The 18,160-nt window shown below is 68.9% G+C and carries 14 protein-coding genes and 1 pseudogene; 6 read left to right on the top strand and 9 right to left on the bottom strand.

All coding sequences use genetic code 11. The features are described from left to right. Nucleotides 1-53: 53 nt before the first annotated feature. The 3 genes from B0I29_RS21655 to B0I29_RS21645 all read right to left on the bottom strand — a co-directional run bounded on the left by B0I29_RS21655 (nt 54) and on the right by B0I29_RS21645 (nt 5,532). Nucleotides 54-2,552, bottom strand: coding sequence for a polynucleotide kinase-phosphatase (locus B0I29_RS21655; RefSeq protein ID WP_111650868.1), 2,499 nt, complete (start codon nt 2,550-2,552; stop codon nt 54-56). Further along, entirely contained in the window at nt 2,549-3,928 is a 1,380-nt protein-coding gene (locus tag B0I29_RS21650) for a 3' terminal RNA ribose 2'-O-methyltransferase Hen1 (protein WP_111650867.1), read from the bottom strand. The genes B0I29_RS21655 and B0I29_RS21650 overlap by 4 nt, the downstream gene beginning before the upstream one ends. Nucleotides 3,929-3,993: 65 nt before the next feature. Further along, on the bottom strand, nt 3,994-5,532 hold the full coding sequence (locus B0I29_RS21645) for a COG1361 family protein (protein ID WP_111650866.1): 1,539 nt from the start codon (nt 5,530-5,532) through the stop codon (nt 3,994-3,996). 158 nt (nt 5,533-5,690) lie between these two features. Here B0I29_RS21645 and fbaA point away from each other — a divergent pair, with 158 nt between their 5' ends. Next, entirely contained in the window at nt 5,691-6,716 is a 1,026-nt protein-coding gene (fbaA, locus tag B0I29_RS21640) for a class II fructose-bisphosphate aldolase (RefSeq protein WP_111650865.1), read from the top strand. A gap of 104 nt (nt 6,717-6,820) precedes the next feature. Continuing rightward, entirely contained in the window at nt 6,821-7,345 is a 525-nt protein-coding gene (locus tag B0I29_RS21635; protein ID WP_245972667.1) for a hypothetical protein, read from the top strand. 36 nt (nt 7,346-7,381) lie between these two features. Here the strand turns inward: B0I29_RS21635 and B0I29_RS21630 are convergent, their stop codons facing one another. Beyond that, nucleotides 7,382-7,675, bottom strand: coding sequence for a hypothetical protein (locus B0I29_RS21630; RefSeq protein WP_146616849.1), 294 nt, complete (start codon nt 7,673-7,675; stop codon nt 7,382-7,384). 35 nt (nt 7,676-7,710) lie between these two features. Further along, nucleotides 7,711-8,901 (bottom strand): LOG family protein, encoded by a 1,191-nt coding sequence (locus tag B0I29_RS21625; RefSeq protein WP_111651066.1) that lies wholly within the window; start codon nt 8,899-8,901, stop codon nt 7,711-7,713. A 76-nt stretch (nt 8,902-8,977) separates the two neighbouring features. On the opposite strand from B0I29_RS21625, the gene B0I29_RS21620 reads away from it, so the two are divergent. Next, on the top strand, nt 8,978-9,970 hold the full coding sequence (locus B0I29_RS21620; RefSeq protein WP_111650863.1) for an ADP-ribosylglycohydrolase family protein: 993 nt from the start codon (nt 8,978-8,980) through the stop codon (nt 9,968-9,970). A 47-nt stretch (nt 9,971-10,017) separates the two neighbouring features. Next, entirely contained in the window at nt 10,018-10,440 is a 423-nt protein-coding gene (locus B0I29_RS21615) for a DUF3151 domain-containing protein (protein ID WP_111651065.1), read from the top strand. Nucleotides 10,441-11,147: 707 nt separating this feature from the next. On the opposite strand, the pseudogene B0I29_RS21610 reads toward B0I29_RS21615, so the two are convergent. The 3 genes and pseudogenes from B0I29_RS21610 to B0I29_RS21600 all read right to left on the bottom strand — a co-directional run. Continuing rightward, nucleotides 11,148-12,083, bottom strand: a pseudogene (locus B0I29_RS21610) (MinD/ParA family ATP-binding protein); the annotation flags it as partial. A 374-nt stretch (nt 12,084-12,457) separates the two neighbouring features. Then, entirely contained in the window at nt 12,458-13,423 is a 966-nt protein-coding gene (locus B0I29_RS21605) for a diacylglycerol kinase family protein (protein WP_111650861.1), read from the bottom strand. 1 nt (nt 13,424) lies between these two features. Then, nucleotides 13,425-14,714, bottom strand: a complete 1,290-nt coding sequence (locus tag B0I29_RS21600) for an adenylosuccinate synthase (RefSeq protein WP_111650860.1) — start codon at nt 14,712-14,714, stop codon at nt 13,425-13,427. A 104-nt stretch (nt 14,715-14,818) separates the two neighbouring features. Here B0I29_RS21600 and purD point away from each other — a divergent pair, with 104 nt between their 5' ends. Beyond that, nucleotides 14,819-16,054, top strand: coding sequence for a phosphoribosylamine--glycine ligase (gene purD, locus B0I29_RS21595; protein ID WP_111650859.1), 1,236 nt, complete (start codon nt 14,819-14,821; stop codon nt 16,052-16,054). Between the two features lie 64 nt (nt 16,055-16,118). Here the strand turns inward: purD and B0I29_RS21590 are convergent, their stop codons facing one another. After that, nucleotides 16,119-16,571: an SCP2 sterol-binding domain-containing protein gene (locus B0I29_RS21590; RefSeq protein WP_111650858.1), complete on the bottom strand. Its 453-nt coding sequence runs from the start codon at nt 16,569-16,571 to the stop codon at nt 16,119-16,121. Between the two features lie 167 nt (nt 16,572-16,738). Here B0I29_RS21590 and purB point away from each other — a divergent pair, with 167 nt between their 5' ends. Further along, on the top strand, nt 16,739-18,160 hold the full coding sequence (purB, locus tag B0I29_RS21585) for an adenylosuccinate lyase (protein ID WP_111650857.1): 1,422 nt from the start codon (nt 16,739-16,741) through the stop codon (nt 18,158-18,160).

The following is an 18,160-nucleotide window of genomic DNA, read 5'->3' as shown; positions in this document are numbered from 1 at the left end:
TACCTGTATGAATCCTGTGGATACCGATTACTCGTCAAGAAGTAACTGTGTGGTCACAACCGGGGGTCGACCGGCTCCGATTCGGCCGCCAGGATGGCGAAGACCAACTCGTGCACCCGCCAGGCCGGCGCGCCCTCGGCCAGCCGATCCAAAGCGGCCAGACCGAGGCCGTGCTCCCGCAGCGCGAGTGCCCGTTTGCGGCCGAGATTCCGGCCGCGCAGCCGCTCCAGCTGCTCCGGCCGGGTGTACTCGGGACCGTAAATGATCCGCAGGTACTCCCTGCCGCGGCACTTCACCCCGGGCTGCACGAGCCGGCCGTTGCCGTCGGCTGCGGTCAGTCCCGTCCAGGGCTTGACCACCATGCCTTCGCCACCGCCGGCGGTCAGCGTGAGCCACCACTCGGTCGCTGCCGCTTCCGCCGCCGGATCGGCGAGATCCACGATCATCCGCCGGGTGGTGGTGAAGAGGCCCGGGTCTGCCGCGACCAGGCGGTCCGCCTGCGCCAGGTGCCAGTCATGATCCTTGCTTGTGTACGCGTGACCGGCGCCGGCCAGCACAGCGAAAGGCGCCAGCGTGATGCCGTCCAGACCGTCGGTCGGCTGCACATATGACCGGTACGCCGTCGAGTAGGCGTCGATCTCCGCCGACCTCAGTTCGAGCCGGTCCCGCAGCGCCGCCACGTCGAGCCCGCGACCCGCTGCCTGTTCGAGGACGGCCAACGCGACAGGCAGGGCGGATCGGCCGGCCGCGCCGACTCCGGCGTACTGGTCCCGGATCAGTGAGCCGGCCTTCGCCGACCAGGGCAGGAGTTCGGCGTCGAGCAGCAGCCAGTCGGTCTCCAGCTCGGCGAAGAGCGGAGCGGCGGCCGCACGGACCCGGGCGAGCAGCGGCACGTCCATCTCCGGCCCGAAGAACGGCCGGCCGGTACGCGTCCAGATCGCATCACCGGTGCCGGAGGCGGAGACCCGGACCACGGCCCGCGAGCCCATGTGTTTCTCCTCGCACACCACCCGGCCGACTCCGGCGGCCCGCAGGTCGGCGAAGGCGGACGACGGGTGCTCGAGGAAACCGTCGACTGTCGAGCTGGAACAGGGCGCCATCGTCGGCGGAAGCCAGACCAGCGTTTCCGGGTCGACGGCGAACCGGCCCATCACCTCGAGAGCAGCAGCGGCGTTCTCGGCCGGGACAGTCGTCCGCCCGTACCCGTAATCGATGTGACGACGGCCTGTCACGTCCGCGATGTCCAAGCCCGCATCGGGTTTGGTCGCGACAGCGAACAGGGGTCGCACCGGTGCGTAGTACTCCTTCGCCGCCGGTACCGCGACCAGCTCGCGCGACGGCCAGCGCAGTGCGGTGAGCGAGCCGCCGAAGACGCAGCCGGTGTCCAGGCAGATCGTGTTGTTGATCCACTCCGGGGCCGGGGTGGGCACGTGGCCGTAGACGACAGCGGCCGAGCCCCGGTAGTCCTTCGCCCAGGGGTAACGGACCGGCAGGCCGAATTCGTCGGTCTCGCCGGTGGTCTCGCCGTAGAGCGCGAAGCTGCGCACCCGGCCGGACGCCCGCCCCTGGTACGCCTCCTTCAGCCCGGCGTGCGCGACGACCAGGTTTCCGTCGTCGAGCACGTAGTGGCTGACCAGGCCTTCGATGAACGTCCGCACCTCGGTGACGAACTCGTCCGGTTCGGCGGCGAGCTGCTCCATCGTCTCCGGCAGGCCGTGGGTGAGCTGCACCTTGCGACCGTTGAGCTTGCGGGCCAGCTTCTGCTCGTGGTTGCCCGGCACACAGATGGCGTGCCCGGCCGCGACCATGCCCATCACCAGGCGCAGCACGCCCGGCGAGTCCGGGCCGCGGTCGACCAGGTCACCGACGAAGACGGCTTTGCGGCCCGGCTCCGGGTGGACGGCGTCGACCGGCCGGCCGTGCGCGTCGCGGAGCAGCTCCCAGCCCAGCGTGCCGAGCAGCGTCTCCAGCTCGGCACGGCAGCCGTGCACGTCGCCGACGATGTCGAACGGCCCGTGCTCGTCACGCCGATCGTTGAAGAGCTTCTCGTACCGGATCTCGGCGCCGGCGATCTCGTCGACCCCGCGCAGCACGTGGATTTTGCGGAAGCCCTCCCGGCTCAGCTGCTTGAGGGAACGCCGCAGGTCACGATGCATCCGGGTGATCACCTGGCGGCCGAATGTGCGGTCCTCGCGGGACTCGGTGCGCTCCCACGCGATCGACTCCGGCACGTCCAGGACGATCGCTGTCGGCAGTACGTCGTGTTCCCGGGCCACCTTCACCAGGCCGGCGCGGGCGTGGGTCTGCAGGTTGGTGGCGTCCACGACGGTGAGCCGCCCGGCGGCCAGCCGCTTGCCGGCCACGTAGTGCAGCACGTCGAAGGCGTCGGCGGAGGCCGACTGGTCGTTCTCGTCGTCGGCGACCAGCCCTCGGAAGTAATCCGAGGAGAGCACCTGGGTCGGCGCGAAGTGGTGGCGTGCGAACGTCGACTTTCCGGAACCGGAGATGCCGACGAGCGCGACGAGGCTGAGCTCGGGGACGTCGATGATCATGCGGAAACCTCCGTACCCTCGCTGGTGTTGATCTTGAAAAGAGCGAGCTGAGTGGGCGCGCCGGTCGTCTCGTGGTCCTCGCCGACGCCCCGGAACGTCACCGAGTAACCGTGCTCGGCCGCGACCCGCTCGGCCCACCCGGCGAACTCGGCGCGGGTCCACTCGAACCGATGATCCGAGTGACGCATCCCGGTCAGGCCTTCGTAGTGCACGTTGTACTCGACGTTCGGCGTGGTCACCACGACCGCGCCGGGCCGCGCGTGACCGAAGACGGCCGCCTCCAGCGCGGGCAGCCGGGACTCGTCGAGGTGCTCGATGACCTCCATCAGCACTGCCGCGTCGAAGCCGCGCAGCCGGTCGTCACGATAGGTGAGTGCCGTCTGGATCAGCCTGATCCGGTCCTTCTGCCGCTCCGGCAGCTGGTCCAGCCGCAGCCGCCGGGCCGCCTGTTCCAGCGCCCGGCTGGACACGTCGGCCCCGACGATCTCGGTGAAACCCCGCTGCTTCAGCAGCGCGGCAAGAAGCGCTCCACCCCCACACCCAAGATCGAGTACGCGTGAGGCTCCCGCCTCGGTCAACGCCAGAAGGACAGCCTCCCGGCGCTGTTCGGCGAGCGGCGCCCGGCGCTGCACCGGAAGCTCGGCCTCCTCCTCGGTGGCCGGTTCCTGATCCGCTTCGAGCAGCTGGAGGGCCGAGGTGGCCAGTGACTTGCGATGCGCCAGGTACCGGCGGGCGATCAGCACCTTCTCCGGGTGGCCGGCCAGCCAGCCCTCGCCGGAGCGCAGCAGTTTCTCGATCTCGTCCGGGGCCACCCAGTAATGCTTGCCGTCGTCGAGCACCGGCAGCAGCACGTAGAGGTGGTTGAGCGCATCAGCGACCCGCAGTACACCGGTGAGGCGCAGGTCGACATAACGGCTGTCGCCGCCGATCTCCGGTTCGAACGGGATCGGCGTCGCCGTCACCGCCCAGCCGAGCGGTGCGAACAGGCGGGTCACCAGGTCGGTGGTGCCGCGCAGCACCGGCACCCGGATCTCCAGCGGGATCGGCTGGGCGGCCAGGTCCGGGCGGTCCTTGGACGCGCCACGCAGGGCGCTGCGGAACACCTTGGAAAGCGCGCTGGCCAGCAGGCTGGAGGCGGCGTACGGGCGATCGTTGACGTACTGGCTCAGCTCGAAAGCGTCCCGCTGCGCCCGCAACCGCGCCGGGTCGACGTCCAGTAGCAGCGCCGCCGTGCACCGGTCCTCGGTCGCCTCCGGGTACATGACGTACGCCGTACCGGTGGGCACGTCGAAGGAGTGCACCTTCTCCGGATGCTTGACCAGCAGGTATCCGAGGTCGGTCGCGGGCCGATGGGTGGTCGTCAGGGTGAGCAGCACCCGCTGATCGTGTCAGCGACCGGCAAATGAGGCGATCGAAATAGCCATCGGTGTCAGGCTCGGGGTCAGGCTCGGCTGCGGGCTAGATAACGCCCTAGTCCACCCAGCACCAGCAGAAACGCGCCGATGGCCAGCAGCCCGGACGGCCCGGTGATCGGCAGATCGTCGTCACCGCCGGTCACGGTCACCACGATCGGGGCCGAGTCGTTCTTCCCGTCGCCGTTCAGCTCATAGGCCTGGACCGAGCCGTTCTTGCCGGACTTCTCCACCCGGAGCTCGAGATCGAAGTATTCGCGGTCGCCCGCTCCCAGCTCGGCGTCGCTCTCGCACCAGAGCCGGTTCGAGTCCGAGTCCTCGTCCTTGCCGTCATCGGTGTAGCAGTTGTCGCCGACTCCGACGAGCTGGGTGTTCTCCGGAAGCCGGATGCTGGTACCCAGACGGTTGTTCTCGAACAGGTCGGGATAGAGCCGCCCCGGACCGTTGTTGACCCGGCCGACGCGTACGTCGACAGTGCTGTCCGCCTTGGCGGTGACCTTGGCGCCGATCGCGGTGAGGTCCGCGGCGGGTCCGTCCTCGACCGTGACGGTGAGCTCGACGGTGTTGTCGTCCTCGGTGAGCTCCACCTGGGGGACCCCGGCCGTGGTGGTCGCCGGGCCGAGGGTCAGCTCGTCGCCGGTGCCCGGCTGCAGGTCCCCGAAGACGACGTCGAGGAGCTCGTCGGGCAGGGACGTCTTCAGGTCGTCCCACTCGGTCGCGGTGGTCCAGGTGAACTCGCCGTGCAGGCGGCTTCCGGAGGCCGCGTCGGCCGGGGTGCGTACGCCGATGGGCTCGGAGAGCGCGTAGGTGAGGTTCGGCTGGAGCTGGGTGTCGAAGGTGCAGATCACCGCCTGGCCGTACTCGCAGTTGCTGTACGAGGTGTCGGCCAGTGCGTCCCGGTCGACCCCGAGGTACAGCATCACGCCGTCGGCGACGGTGCTGCCGCCGTTGCTGACCCGGGCGTCCACCTCGGTCGTATCACCGGCTGTGACATCGATCGGATCGGTGTCCTCAGCGACCAGGTTCACGCCTTCGCCGATCCGTACCAGGGACTCGCTGGTGCTCTCCGGTCCGGCACCGACCGACGCGGTGACCCGGACGGCTCCCGAGCTGCCGGCGGCCGCGCCCGCCTTGGCCTCGACGGCGAAGTATCCGAGCCCGGTCAGTGGCAGGGCGTTGTCGATCCAGGTCCGGACGCTGCACGTGACGGTGGTCCCGCTGACCTTGCAGCCGTCGTCCGCCGGCGTGCTGGCGTATTCACTGCCGGTGGCGATGTTGTCGCGCATGATCCAGCTGCCCGTCTGGCTCAGCTCGACGTCGGCGAACGACGCGATGCCGGTCCAGTCGACGGTGAAGCGCACGACCTCCAGGCCGGCATCGCCGGCGCCGCCGATCGCGCCCCAGAGCAGGGCGTCCCGTGGCTCGCCGCCGGGCGTGAGGGTGAGCTGCTGGAAGTGGGTGGCGATGGTGGCCGAGGACGGCGCTGCCATGGCCGGAAGCGGGCAACCACCGACGGTGATCAGGATCGCGGACACGGTGGTCACGATCCGCCCGGGAAGTACGGACATGACCTGAAGGTTATTTGCCTTTTAAGCCCGATGTGCCGGGTTCTACTGACGAGTTTCGGGGTGATTTCCGCTACGCACCGCAACTGCGGAATACTGCCTGCTGGAGGACAGCGCGGTCCTGCCCTCTGCTTCCCGTTCCAAAGAGCAAGGAGCGCCCGATGCCTATCGCTTCCCCCGAGGTCTACGCCGAGATGATCGATCGTGCCAAGGCTGGCGCGTTCGCTTACCCGGCGATCAACGTGACGTCCTCGCAGACCCTCAACGCGGCCCTGCAGGGATTCGCCGAGGCCGGCAGCGACGGCATCGTGCAGATCTCCACCGGTGGCGCGGAGTACGCGTCCGGCCCGACGATCAAGAACATGATCACGGGTGCGGTCGCGCTGGCCGAGTACGCCACCGAGGTCGCCAAGAACTACCCGATCAACATCGCGCTGCACACGGACCACTGCCCCAAGAACAAGCTGGACTCCTACGTCCGTCCGCTGATCGCGATCTCCCAGGAGCGCGTCAACAAGGGCCTGGCCCCGCTGTTCCAGTCGCACATGTGGGACGGCTCGGCCGTGCCGCTGGACGAGAACCTGCAGATCGCCGAGGAGCTGCTCGCGGCGTCCGCCGCCGCGAAGATCATCCTTGAGATCGAGGTCGGCGTGGTCGGTGGCGAGGAGGACGGTGTCTCCGCCGCGATCGACGACAAGCTGTACTCGACCGTCGAGGACGGCCTGGCCACCGCCGCCGCGCTCGGCCTGGGCGAGAAGGGTCGTTACCTGACGGCGCTGACCTTCGGCAACGTGCACGGCGTCTACAAGCCGGGCAACGTCAAGCTGCGCCCGGAGATCCTCAAGGAGATCCAGGACGCGATCGGCGCGAAGTACGGCAAGGACAAGCCGCTCGACTTGGTCTTCCACGGTGGCTCGGGCTCGCTGCTCTCCGAGATCCACGGCGCCTTGGACTTCGGTGTGGTCAAGATGAACATCGACACCGACACCCAGTACGCGTTCACCCGCCCGGTCGTGGACCACATCTTCCACAACTACGACGGTGTGCTGAAGGTGGACGGCGAGGTCGGCAACAAGAAGGCGTACGACCCGCGCGCCTGGGGCAAGCTGGCCGAGAACGGTCTGGCGAAGCGCGTCGTCGAGGCGTGCGAGCACCTTCGCTCGTCCGGAACCACTCTCTCGAAGTAATCCCATCGGCATCGGCCGGTCCCCGTACGCGGGTACCGGCCGTTGTTGTCTTGCGGGGTTACGGAGAGGCAGGGGTACGATCGAACGTCAAGATCGGCGAGGCGGTGATCGTGCTCGGTATCGAAGGCTGGAAACCCGAGTGGCATCACGATGCCGAAGCGCTCGCAGCGACACATAGACATATGTTTGTGCGGCTCATCGGCCGGAAGCTGCGATCAAGCTGGCTCATGTGGGACGTCGCTCAGCGGGGCTGGTTCGCCGACGGCCCGGTCATTCTCGACTTTGGTTTGAGTCATGTCGAGATTACTCATCGTAAATTCGATGAGTGTGCGATCACCTGGGATCACATCGACATGGCCCGGCCGATCGACTGGTACGAGCACTTCGACTGGCGCGCCGACCCGAACGCCGCTCTGCGCAAGGCCCGTGGCCGGCAGCTGAGGGCCGTCAACATCATTGAGCACACCACGTCGGCGGACTGGCGGCCGCGCGTGCTGCACGCCGTCGAATTCCTCTTCGACGGCGCGCGCCTCGCGATCTACAACGCGATGGACGAGAACGGGATCACCGACGTGCCGGAGTCCGACCTGCCTCCGACGATCCACTGGCGCCGGGTCCACATCGCTTGATCACCGGGATTGATCACCGGGATTGATCAGATCCCGTCAGTCGCCGCCTCCGCCACCGCCGCCACTGTCCCCGCCGCCGCCGGAGTCCGAGGAACCGCCCCAGCCGCCGCCGGAGTCGGACGAGCTCCCGGAATCCGAGTAGTCGTACGAGTCCGACGAGCTGCCGTCCGAGTGCCACGACGAACCGTGACCCCGCGACCGGCGGTGCCGCACCGGGCCGTAGTTGCGCCCTCGCCGTGCGGCCCGGAAAACGAGCACCGCAACGACCCCCATGAACACGAAGAACGTCACCGCCACGATCGCGAAGACGACCACCACGAAGCTAGCCATGACCGCAGTGTGCGGCATGCCCGCCAGCAGGTCTGTCAGGAACGGATCAGTGCCGCTGTCGCCTCGTCCAGCGAGTCGGTCACCACGATCAGGCCGGACTGGTCGCCGTGCGGTGAGCGGGCCAGCAACGGCCTCAGAAGCTCGGCCACCGGCAGCGCGGTCCAGTGCTCGACACCGAGGAACACATACGCCCCGGACGGCCCGTCAGTCGCGTAGAACGTCTTCGTCGCGGCCTGGAAGATCTCCTGGACCGTGCCTGCCCAGCCGGGCGCGAAGACGATGCCGCCCCGGGCCAGGCGCAGGATCGAGTCCTCGCGGACCGCGTTCGAGAAGTACTTGCCGATCTGCCCGGCGAACAGGTTCGCCGGCTCATGCCCGTAGAGCCAGGTCGGCAGGGCCAGGCCGCCGTGCTGCAGCCGGCCTGCGAGGTCCAGGTCGGGCAAGGGGAACGCCGCGCGTACCGAAAGGGCCGCCGCGGTGTAGGGCTCGTGGTCCAGGAAGTGCGGCGCCTCCGCCAGCGCGTCGATCGCCGCGGAAAGATCTTCTTGGGTACGCGACGCGAAGTACGCCCCGAGGTTCGCGGCCTCCATCACACCGGGACCGCCTCCGGTGACGATCAGCCGCCCCTGCCCGGCCAGACGCTGGGCCAGCGAGGCGGCCATCCGGTACGCCGACGATCCACGCGGGGCCGCGTGCCCACCCATGATCCCGACCGCGCCCTCCTGCCCGTGCGCCTTCGCCCACGCCGCGAGCGCCTTGCCGAGCGCGTTGTCGATGCCGGCGTCGTGCAGCCGCTGCGCGAGGGCCTCCCGGATGTCCGGCACCGCACCGCCGTGCGCCACGAAGTGGTCGTAGACGGCCGTGTCGTACATCCCGGCGAACCCGGCCCCGTCGAACCCCGCAGCGAGGTCCTCGGGGGTGTAGAGGACGGCCGGGTGGGTGGCGTACGGCAGGCCGTCCAGCGGCGGGACCACGTGCGCGCCGCGCCGGATCAGATCGGTCTCGACGTCCGGCCCGCTGAACTCGCAGCCGACGAAGAGCGTGTCGTGCACGTCCACACCGGACATATCCGGCGGGTCGCGGTCCAGGCGAAGGCCGAGAACGACCAGGCCGGCGAGGGTGTGCTTGGCGAGGAGCGCGTCCAGCTCGGCGCGGGACTCGACCTCGAACTCGGTCGCGTCGAACGGCTCGTCGCCACCGAGGACAGGCTGTAACGGATCGGGCATGTGGTCCATCTTGCGCGTGGCGTGCGAGACCCGTTCGTGAACCCCACCTTGTTGACGGACTACCTAGAGTTGTCACATGCGTGCTGCGTCGGGATCGCTCTTCGGGTTGGCCTACGGGGATTCACTGGGCAAGCCCACCGAATTCCAGGAGTACGCGCAGATCGTCGCCCAATACGGCCCGGACGGCCCACGCCGGCTCGAAGGCGAACCCGCCCTGGTCACCGACGACACCCAGATGGCGCTCGCGGTCGGCGAGGCGCTGCTCGAACTGCGCGGCACGATCACACCGGAGACGTTCGAGCCGGTGCTGCGACGCCGGTTCCTGGAGTGGGCGGCCAGCCCGGAGAACGACCGCGCACCCGGCATGACCTGCCTGCGTGCCTGCGCCGCGCTCGCCGACGGCCGGCCGTGGACCCAGGCCACCCAGGCCGGCTCGAAAGGCTGCGGGGCGAACATGCGGGTCACCCCGATCGGGCTGATCCCCGGCCTCACCGACGACCAGCGTTCGGGTGCGGCTCAACTCCAGGCGGCCCTCACACACGGTCATCCAACTGGGTTGGCGGCTAGTGAGCTCACGGCGTACGCATGCCTGTGGCTGAAAGACGGCCTCGCGCCGAATCTCCTGCTTGAGGCGCTCCGGGAGCGCTGCGTCTCGCAGCGCGAGGTTTATCACGGCGACTGGCTCGGCGGGCTGTGGCAGCGACCCACCGTGACCTCGCCGGAAGAGTTCATCGCGCGCGGATGGGACGAGTGCGCGGCCGCGCTCGACCGGGTCACCGAAGCGCTCGCGGCCGGCAAATACGACGGCGACCCGTGCCTCGCGACCGGCGCCGGATGGATCGCCGAAGAGGCGCTCGCGACCGCGCTCTATGTCTATTTGATCTCACCCGACGACCCGGTCGCGGTCGTCGGCCGCGGCGCGGCCTCCTCCGGTGACTCCGACTCCATCGCCTGCCTTGCAGGCGCATTCGCAGGCGCATCGCTCGGCCTGAGTGCATGGCCGACCGAGTGGCAGACCCAGATCGAGTACGCGGACCGGCTCTTCCGCCTCGGAAAAGCCTGGGACTGATCTGCGCGTTGCGGAATTAACCTCTCGGGTACGGGTTGAATGAGGTCATGCAGAACCTCCTTCCCGAGCCTCCGGCCACCCGCCTGCCCGCCGACGCGGAGGCCGACCAGGCACTCGCCGACGCAGCGGCGACTGGCAACGTCGAGGCCTTCAAGGCGGTTGCCGCCAGGTTCCCCGCTTACAGCGCTGCCTGGGCGCCACTCGCGTCCGGCGCGCTGGCCGAGGGCGAGACGGTCACCGCTTACGCCTATGCCCGTACCGGATATCACCGCGGCCTGGACTCGCTCCGCCGCAACGGCTGGAAGGGCCACGGCCCGGTGCCGTGGTCACACGAGGCCAACCAGGGCTTTTTGCGGTGTTTGCACGCGTTGTCGCTGGCCGCGGCGGCGATCGGGGAGGCGGACGAGGCGGCCCGGTGTGCCCAGTTCCTCAGGGACAGCGACCCGGCGGCAGCTGACGCTTTGAGCTGACGCTTTGAGCTGACGCTTCGCGGCTTTTTACCGGCCGCGCAGGCGGCGGCGGTCGGTGGGTGCACGCACAAGCACTTCGCGTGCGCCGACCGCCCTCGCACAGCCGCAGCCGCCCGTGACGTAGGTGATAGACGCGGGGTCAGGTAGAACGGGTCGAGAGCGCACGGTGAGCTCGTGTCGCATGGGTCGAGAGCACACGGTGGGCTCGTGTCTGGCGCAGCGCGGCGGGGCGGGGCGGCTTGCAGATCTTGTGAGTTTCCGGCGGAATTGGCGGTTGAAGCTCACAAGATTGCGCCGGTCGACGTTCTCCAGCCTCGGCTACTGCCTCAGCCTCAGCCTTGGCCAGCCCTGTCCGCATGACGAGCCTTCAGCGCACGCGGATGTTCGGGTCGCCGCCGCTGTACGCCGGATCTTGGCGAGTCGGGGTGGCCATGGCGGCGGCGCAGCTTGCCAAGATTTCGAATTTGGCGGTTGGCGGTGGGGGTTGGGCGGCTCGCCGTCACAGATCTTGTGAGGTTCGGGTCGATTGGCGGGCGAAACCTCACAAGATCGCGGCGGCCACCGGCGACCGGCCGTCCCGCGAGCGGCCACTGGGCAGCCACCGGCCACCGGGCACCGGGCAGCCAGCGGGCGGCGGACGGCCATCGGCCGGGCAGCGGCGGCCAGCGGGCGACGGTTGGTGGGTGGTGGGTGTTTGGTTGGGGTGGCTATAGGCCCTGGGCTACCGCTGCGGCGATCTTCAGCCAGGCGTCTCGGGTGTTTGTTGACAGGGCGCTGTAGCGGAGCGGCTCGCCTGAGTCGATCAGCTTTTCGTAAGGGGCCAGCAGGACCGACCTCGTTCGGGCCGCGAAGTGGTGCTGGATTGCCGGCAGGTCGATGTCCTTGCGGGTCGGGGGCATGGTCACGACTGTCACGGCTTCGCGGACCAGGCGTTTGCGGCCGCTCTGTTCCAGGTGGTCGAGCATCCGGGCGGCCGTTTCGGCGGAGTCGTTGCGGGCTGACATGGTGATCACCAGCTGGTCGGTGGCGTCCATGGCGGCCTGCCAGTTCTCGGCGCGGACGTTGTTGCCGGTGTCCACGAAGATCAGTTTGTAGAAGCGGCTCACCACGTCGCGGATCTCGGCGAACGCTCCGGCGGTCAGCATTTCGCCGGCCGTCGCGGACTCGTCGGAGGCGAGTACGTCGAACATGCCCTCGCCCTGTGAGCGGACGTACTGCGACAGGTCGCCGACCCGGCCCTGCGCGCCCTGGAACAGGTGCAAATCGCGCATCATGTCCCGGACCGTGCGGGAGTGGAAGTCCTGCTGCGCGCGCATTCCGAGGGTGCCCTGGGTTTCGTTGTTGTCCCAGGCCAGAACGTAGCCGCCGCGTTTCTGTCCGAAAGTCATCGCCAGCAGCAGCACCGCGACGGTCTTGCCGGCGCCGCCTTTGGGGTTCACGATCGTGACCTGTCGCAGGCCGCCGAAGTTGCGCCGGACCGTGTCGACGTCCTGTTTGTACTCAACTTCACGCTTGCCCGGGGCGATCTTCACGAGGCCCAGCGTGCTGCGCTGCAGCAGCGCCCGGGCGCCCATGGTTGCGGTCTGCTGCGTGGGTTTCGCCAGTCTGCGGCGGGCGAACTCCTCAGCGGTCGGCGAGTCGCCCTCGTCGTCACCCAGCTCCGGAAAAGGATCATCCTCCGAAGGGGACACCGAGGACGGCGCTGGCCGCTGCAAAGGCTGTGACCAGGGCGAGGCCGCCGAGGGCGACCGCTGAGCCGGAACCCCGGGCTCCGGCGCGGAAACCCCCGGCCGGTACACCCCAGGTTGAACCCGCACAGCCTGGCCGGCAGAAGAATCAGTCGAAGAAGCGGCCGACGAAACAACCGGAGAAACAGGGGGATCCGGCTCCCCGGACCAGAACGGTTCGACGTCCCGGGGAGCAGGATCTCTTTCGGTGAGCTCGTCCGCCACGGATGCGACCTCCCGTACGACAGTTCGGATTGCGGCCGAATAGTCCGTTCAGAGTCGCACAGCGATCAGCTCGCGTACACCGCCCAGGCACCCGGCTCGGTCCACCAGGATCGCTTGCGACTCGTCGATCCCGCCACCCCGTCGTCGAGGAACTGCAGGTCACCCTCGCGAGGAAGCACCGAGACAGCTCGGCCGCGGGCTCGACGAACCTCGATGCGTACCTTCGTGCCCCTGAATCTTTGTTTCACCATGACCGGAACCGCCACCGCGACCTCGACCCGGCCGTCGGTCGGGTCGCCGTCGGCCAGCAGCCGGAAGCCGTCGAACTCGGCGTAACCGCCGGCGTTGCCGACAGCGCACGCCAGAACCGGCTCCTCACCATCGGTGAGCAGGGCGTCGTCGACCTCGACCCGGCCACGCCACGGCACCGCGCGACCGTTGTCGTCGGAGCCGCCGAGCAGCGCGCCGTCGAGGGTGACCGAGCCGCTGTCGTTGCGCAGCAGGTCGAGCCGGCGCACCGAACCGCTCAGCACCGCTTCGGCGACCTCGTCCGGCGTCCGGGGCAGGCCGAGCTGCGCCGCCAGGTCCTCCGTGTTGCTCGGGTCGAGCGGGAGGATGGCGAGCGGCGGCAGGTCCGGCACGGTCCGTTCGGCGGAGAGGTCATCCGGGCGCTTGCTGGGCGCTGGGGCGTACCGACGGACGAGCCTGCGCACGACGGCGCGCAACTGGCTGTCGGTTGCGCTCGCCACCACCAGGCGCAGCTTGCTGTCCGAATCTGGCCAGGTCAGGCCGTCAGGCCTGGCCGGACCGTCGAAGCGCGCGAGAACCGCGTCGATCTCCTGATCAGAAGCGGCCATGACGGTCTCAACCTGAGCGCCTGCCTTGCGCAGCGCGTCGGCACAGGCCAACACCGGGGTACGCGGAGCGCAGACGGTAGCCGCAGCCGAACCACAGCCGCCACAGCCGCCGCCCGAGCCGCAGGCGTCGCCGGACGACCCCTCGGTCAGGCTGAGGAGCACCACGTCGTACACGTCAGGACCCGAGGACCGAGTGGCGCTCGATGACGGCTTCGCGGCCGGGGCCGACGCCGACGATCGAGATGCGCGCGCCGATCCGCTGCTCGACGAACTCGACGAAGCCCTGCGCCTCCTTGGGCAGCTCGTCGAAGGTGCGGCAGCCGGAGATGTCCTGCTTCCAGCCGGGCAGCGTTTCGAGGATCGGCTTGGCGTGATGGAAATCGGTCTGGTTGACCGGCATCTCGTCGTGCCGGACGCCGTTGACCTCGTAGGCCACGCAGACCGGGATCTCGTCGAGCCCGTCGTAGTTGTCCAGCTTGGTCAGTGCGAAGTCGGTGACCCCGTTGATCCGCTGTGCGTAACGGCCGATCACCAGGTCGAGCCAGCCGATCCGGCGCGGGCGGCCGGTGGTCGTGCCGTACTCGTGGCCGACCTTGCGCAGGTAGTCGCCGCGCTCGTCGTGCAGCTCGGTCGGGAACGGGCCCTCGCCGACGCGGGTGGTGAACGCCTTCATCACGGCGACCACCCGGTCGATCCGGGTCGGCGGGATGCCGGAGCCGGTGCAGGCGCCGCCGGACGTCGCGTTCGAGCTGGTCACGAACGGGTACGTGCCGTGGTCCACGTCGAGCAGGGTGGCCTGGCCGGCCTCGCAGAGCACGACCTTGCCGTCGTCGATCGCGTTCGACAGCTCCAGGGCGGTGTCCGCGACGAACGGCCGGAGGCGGTCGACGTAGGAGAGCAGCTCCTGGACGACCTCTTCGGCCTTTACCGCGCTGCGGTTGTAGATCTTGGAGAGCACCTGGTTCTTCGTCAGGAGCGCCGCGGACACTTTCTGCCGCAGGATCGACTCGTCGAAGAGGTCCTGGACCCGGATGCCGATCCGGTTCATCTTGTCGGCGTACGTCGGGCCGATGCCACGGCCGGTCGTGCCGATCCGCCGCGCGCCGAGGAACCGCTCGCTGACCTTGTCGAGCGACCGGTTGTACGACGCGATGACGTGCGCGTTCGCGCTGATCCGCAGGCGGGAGGTGTCGATGCCACGCGCCTCGAGGCCGTCGATCTCCTGGAACAGCACGTTGAGGTCGACGACGACGCCGTTGCCGATCACCGGGACGACACCGGGGGAGAGGATTCCGCTCGGCAGGAGGTGAAGTGCGTACTTCTCGCCGTCGATGACGACGGTGTGGCCCGCGTTGTTGCCACCGTTGAACTTGACCACGTAGTCCAGCCGGTCTCCCAGCAGGTCCGTGGCTTTGCCCTTGCCCTCGTCGCCCCACTGGGCGCCGACCAACACGATCACCGGCACTGGAGTGTTGCCCTTCAGAACGGTACTGCCTCAAGGTCGTACCTCGGAGGAGCCCGGGTACTGCCGAAGTTTACGCGACGGGCGCGCAGGTAGGATGGGCCGTCGTGCGCGTACTTCTGATCGGCTCCGGTGGGCGCGAGCACGCGCTTGCCGTCGGACTAGCCGCCGACCCGTCCGTCGACTTCCTGGCCGCAGCGCCCGGCAACCCGGGCATTGCCCAGGTCGCCGAGCTGCACGACGTCAAAGTCACCGATTCCGCCGCGGTTGCCGCGCTCGCTGTCGAGCTGAGCGCCGACCTGGTGGTGATCGGCCCGGAAGCGCCGCTTGTCGGCGGGGTCGCCGACGCTGTCCGGGCCAAGGGCATCGCCTGCTTCGGCCCGAGTGGCGCCGCCGCCGCGCTGGAGGGCTCGAAGGCGTTCGCCAACGAGGTCATGGCCGCCGCCGGTGTGCCGACCGCCCGCTCCTTCGCCTGCACCGACATGGTCGCGGTGCGTGCCGCGCTCACCGAGCTGGGCGCGCCGTACGTGGTGAAGAACGACGGCCTGGCCGCCGGCAAGGGCGTGGTCGTCACCGACGATCTCGACGAAGCCCTGATCCACGCCGAGGCGTGCGGCAAGGTCGTCATCGAGGAGTTCCTGCCCGGCCCCGAGGTCTCCCTCTTCGTGGTCACCGACGGCACCGCTGTCGCGCCGCTGATGCCGGCACAGGACTTCAAGCGGCTCTCCGACGGCGACGAAGGCCCGAACACCGGTGGCATGGGCGCTTACGCGCCGCTGGACTGGGCGCCGGCCGACCTGGTCGAGCGGGTGCTCCGGGAAACCGTCGAGCCGACTCTCGCCGAGATGCGCCGCCGTGGCACGCCGTTCGCCGGCCTGCTCTACGTCGGTCTCGCGCTCACCCCGGACGGCCCGAAGGTGATCGAGTTCAACGCCCGATTCGGCGACCCGGAGACCCAGGTCGTGCTGGCGCTGCTGGACTCGCCGCTGGCCGGTCTTCTGAACGCCGCCGCCACCGGCACGCTCGACGCTCACCCGCCGCTGGCCTGGAAAGACGGCTCGGCGGTCACGATCGTGGTGGCCAGTCACAACTATCCGGGCGTTCCGCGTACCGGAGATGTGATCGAAGGCGCGGAAGCGCCGGGCGTGATCCATGCGGGGACCGCGAGGCGCTCCGATGGAGCGCTCATCTCGGCCGGAGGCCGAGTACTGAGCGTGACGGCCGTGGGCCAAGACCTGCGGGGGGCACGCCAGGCGGCCTACGCACTCATCGATGGGGTACGCCTTGACGGCGCTCAGTACCGGACCGACATCGCCCTGAAGGCGGTCGAAGGCCGGATCTGATCATTCGAAGCTTGAATACGCGAGAGGCCGGCACGGTGAATGTGCCGGCCTCTCGCGTGTCACGTCAGCTCTTGGGGATGTCGAAGAGCTTGGCGATGCTGGCGGCCAGGGAGAGGTCGCCCTTGGCTTTGATCTTGCCGGTCATGAACAGCATCATCGGGTTGCCGTCGCCGGCGACAACCTTGAGGAACGTGAGCGCGTCCATCGTCATGGCCAGCTTGGGCTCGCGCACCGGCTGGCTGGTCACAGTGCAGGTGCCGTTCTCGATCACGGTCTCGTAGGTGTCGCTCGAACCGCCCGCGCCGCCGGTGATGGTCCAGTGGATGACGGCCGAGGTGTTGCCGGCCTTGTCGGCGCGGAACAGCGAAGGCATCCGGTTGAAGACCTCGTCGAGGATCTTCGGGCGCACGTCCGAGGTCATCACTTCGGAGATCTTCGAGTCCGGAGTGGACTTGACGAGCTGAGAGAACTCCTTCGGGCCGATCGACGAGAGCGACTCGGGGCTGAAATCAGTCATCAGTGGACCTTTCGGGATCTGCGTCGAACCTACTCGCCAGTAACCTTAGCGAGCATGCCGCATGTCCGTGCAGTCTGCCACTGTTCGGAACGAGTTCGTCCGAGGTCCGTACCCTCACGTTTGCGCCTGCCGGAGGCGCTGCGGGCACCCGTGGGAGAATCGGCGGCGTGACCATCCCGAACGTGCTTGCCGCTCGCTATGCCTCCGCCGACCTCGTCGCGCTCTGGTCCCCGGAAGAGAAGATCCGGATGGAACGGCGGCTCTGGCTCGCCGTCCTGAAGGCCCAGCGCGACCTCGGTGTGGCTGTGCCGGATGGTGCCGTCGAGGCGTACGAGGCGGTTCTCGACCAGGTCGACCTGGAGTCGATCGCGGCCCGCGAGCGCGTCACCCGGCACGATGTGAAGGCGCGCATCGAGGAGTTCAGCGAGCTGGCCGGGTTCGAGCAGATCCACAAGGGGATGACCTCCCGCGACCTGACCGAGAACGTCGAGCAGCTGCAGATCCGTGCCTCCCTCGAACTCGTCCGGGACCGGGTGGTCGCGACGCTCGCCCGCCTCGCCGCCCTCGCGGTGGAGCACTCCGACCTGGTGCTGACCGGGCGGTCGCACAACGTGGCGGCCCAGGCCACCACGCTCGGGAAGCGGTTCGCCTCGGCGGCCGAAGAGCTTCTCATCGCGTACGAGCGACTGGACGACCTGCTCGCCCGGTACCCGCTCCGCGGCATCAAGGGGCCGGTCGGCACTGCTGCTGACCAGCTCGATCTGCTCGACGGCGCGTCGGAGAAGCTCGCCGAGCTGGAGACCCGGGTCGCCGGGCACCTCGGGTTCGCCCGGGTGCTGTCCAGCGTCGGCCAGGTCTACCCGCGCTCGCTCGACTTCGACGTGGTCTCCGCGCTGGCCCAGATCGTCGCCGGCCCGTCGTCGCTGGCCACCACGATCCGCCTGATGGTCGGCCAGGAGCTGGTGACCGAGGGCTTCAAGCCCGGCCAGGTCGGCTCCTCGGCGATGCCGCACAAGATGAACACCCGGTCGTCGGAACGGGTGAACGGCCTCGCCGTGATCGTCCGCGGTTACCTCTCGATGGTCGGCGAGCTCGCCGGCGATCAGTGGAACGAGGGCGACGTCTCCTGCTCGGTGGTGCGCCGGGTCGCGCTGCCGGACGCGTTCTTCGCCACCGACGGGCTGTTCCAGACGTTCCTCACGGTGCTGGACGAGTTCGGGGCGTACCCGGCGGTGATCGCCCGTGAGCTGGACCGCTTCCTGCCGTTCCTGGCGACCACGAAGATCCTGGTGGCTTCGGTACGCAAGGGCGTCGGCCGTGAGGTCGCGCACGAAGTGATCAAGGAGCACGCGGTCGGTGTCGCCCTGGCGATGCGGGAGAAGGGTGTGGCGGTCAACGACCTCTTCGACCGGCTCGCTGCCGACGGCCGGTTGCAGCTGTCCCGTGCCGAGATCGACACCCTGGTCGCCGATCGGGCGGCCTTCGTCGGCGCCGCTCCGTCGCAGGTCCAGGCGGTCGCGGACCGGATCGCCGAGATCGTCGCGAAGAACCCGTCGGCGGCGGGGTACGCGCCCGCGCCCATTCTCTAG

The sequence above is a fragment of the Actinoplanes lutulentus genome (assembly GCF_003259845.1).
In the GTDB taxonomy this organism is placed as follows: Bacteria; Actinomycetota; Actinomycetes; order Mycobacteriales; family Micromonosporaceae; genus Actinoplanes; species Actinoplanes lutulentus.
Note: the sequence above shows the minus strand (reverse complement) of the source record. Positions and strands in the feature narration are given on the sequence as shown.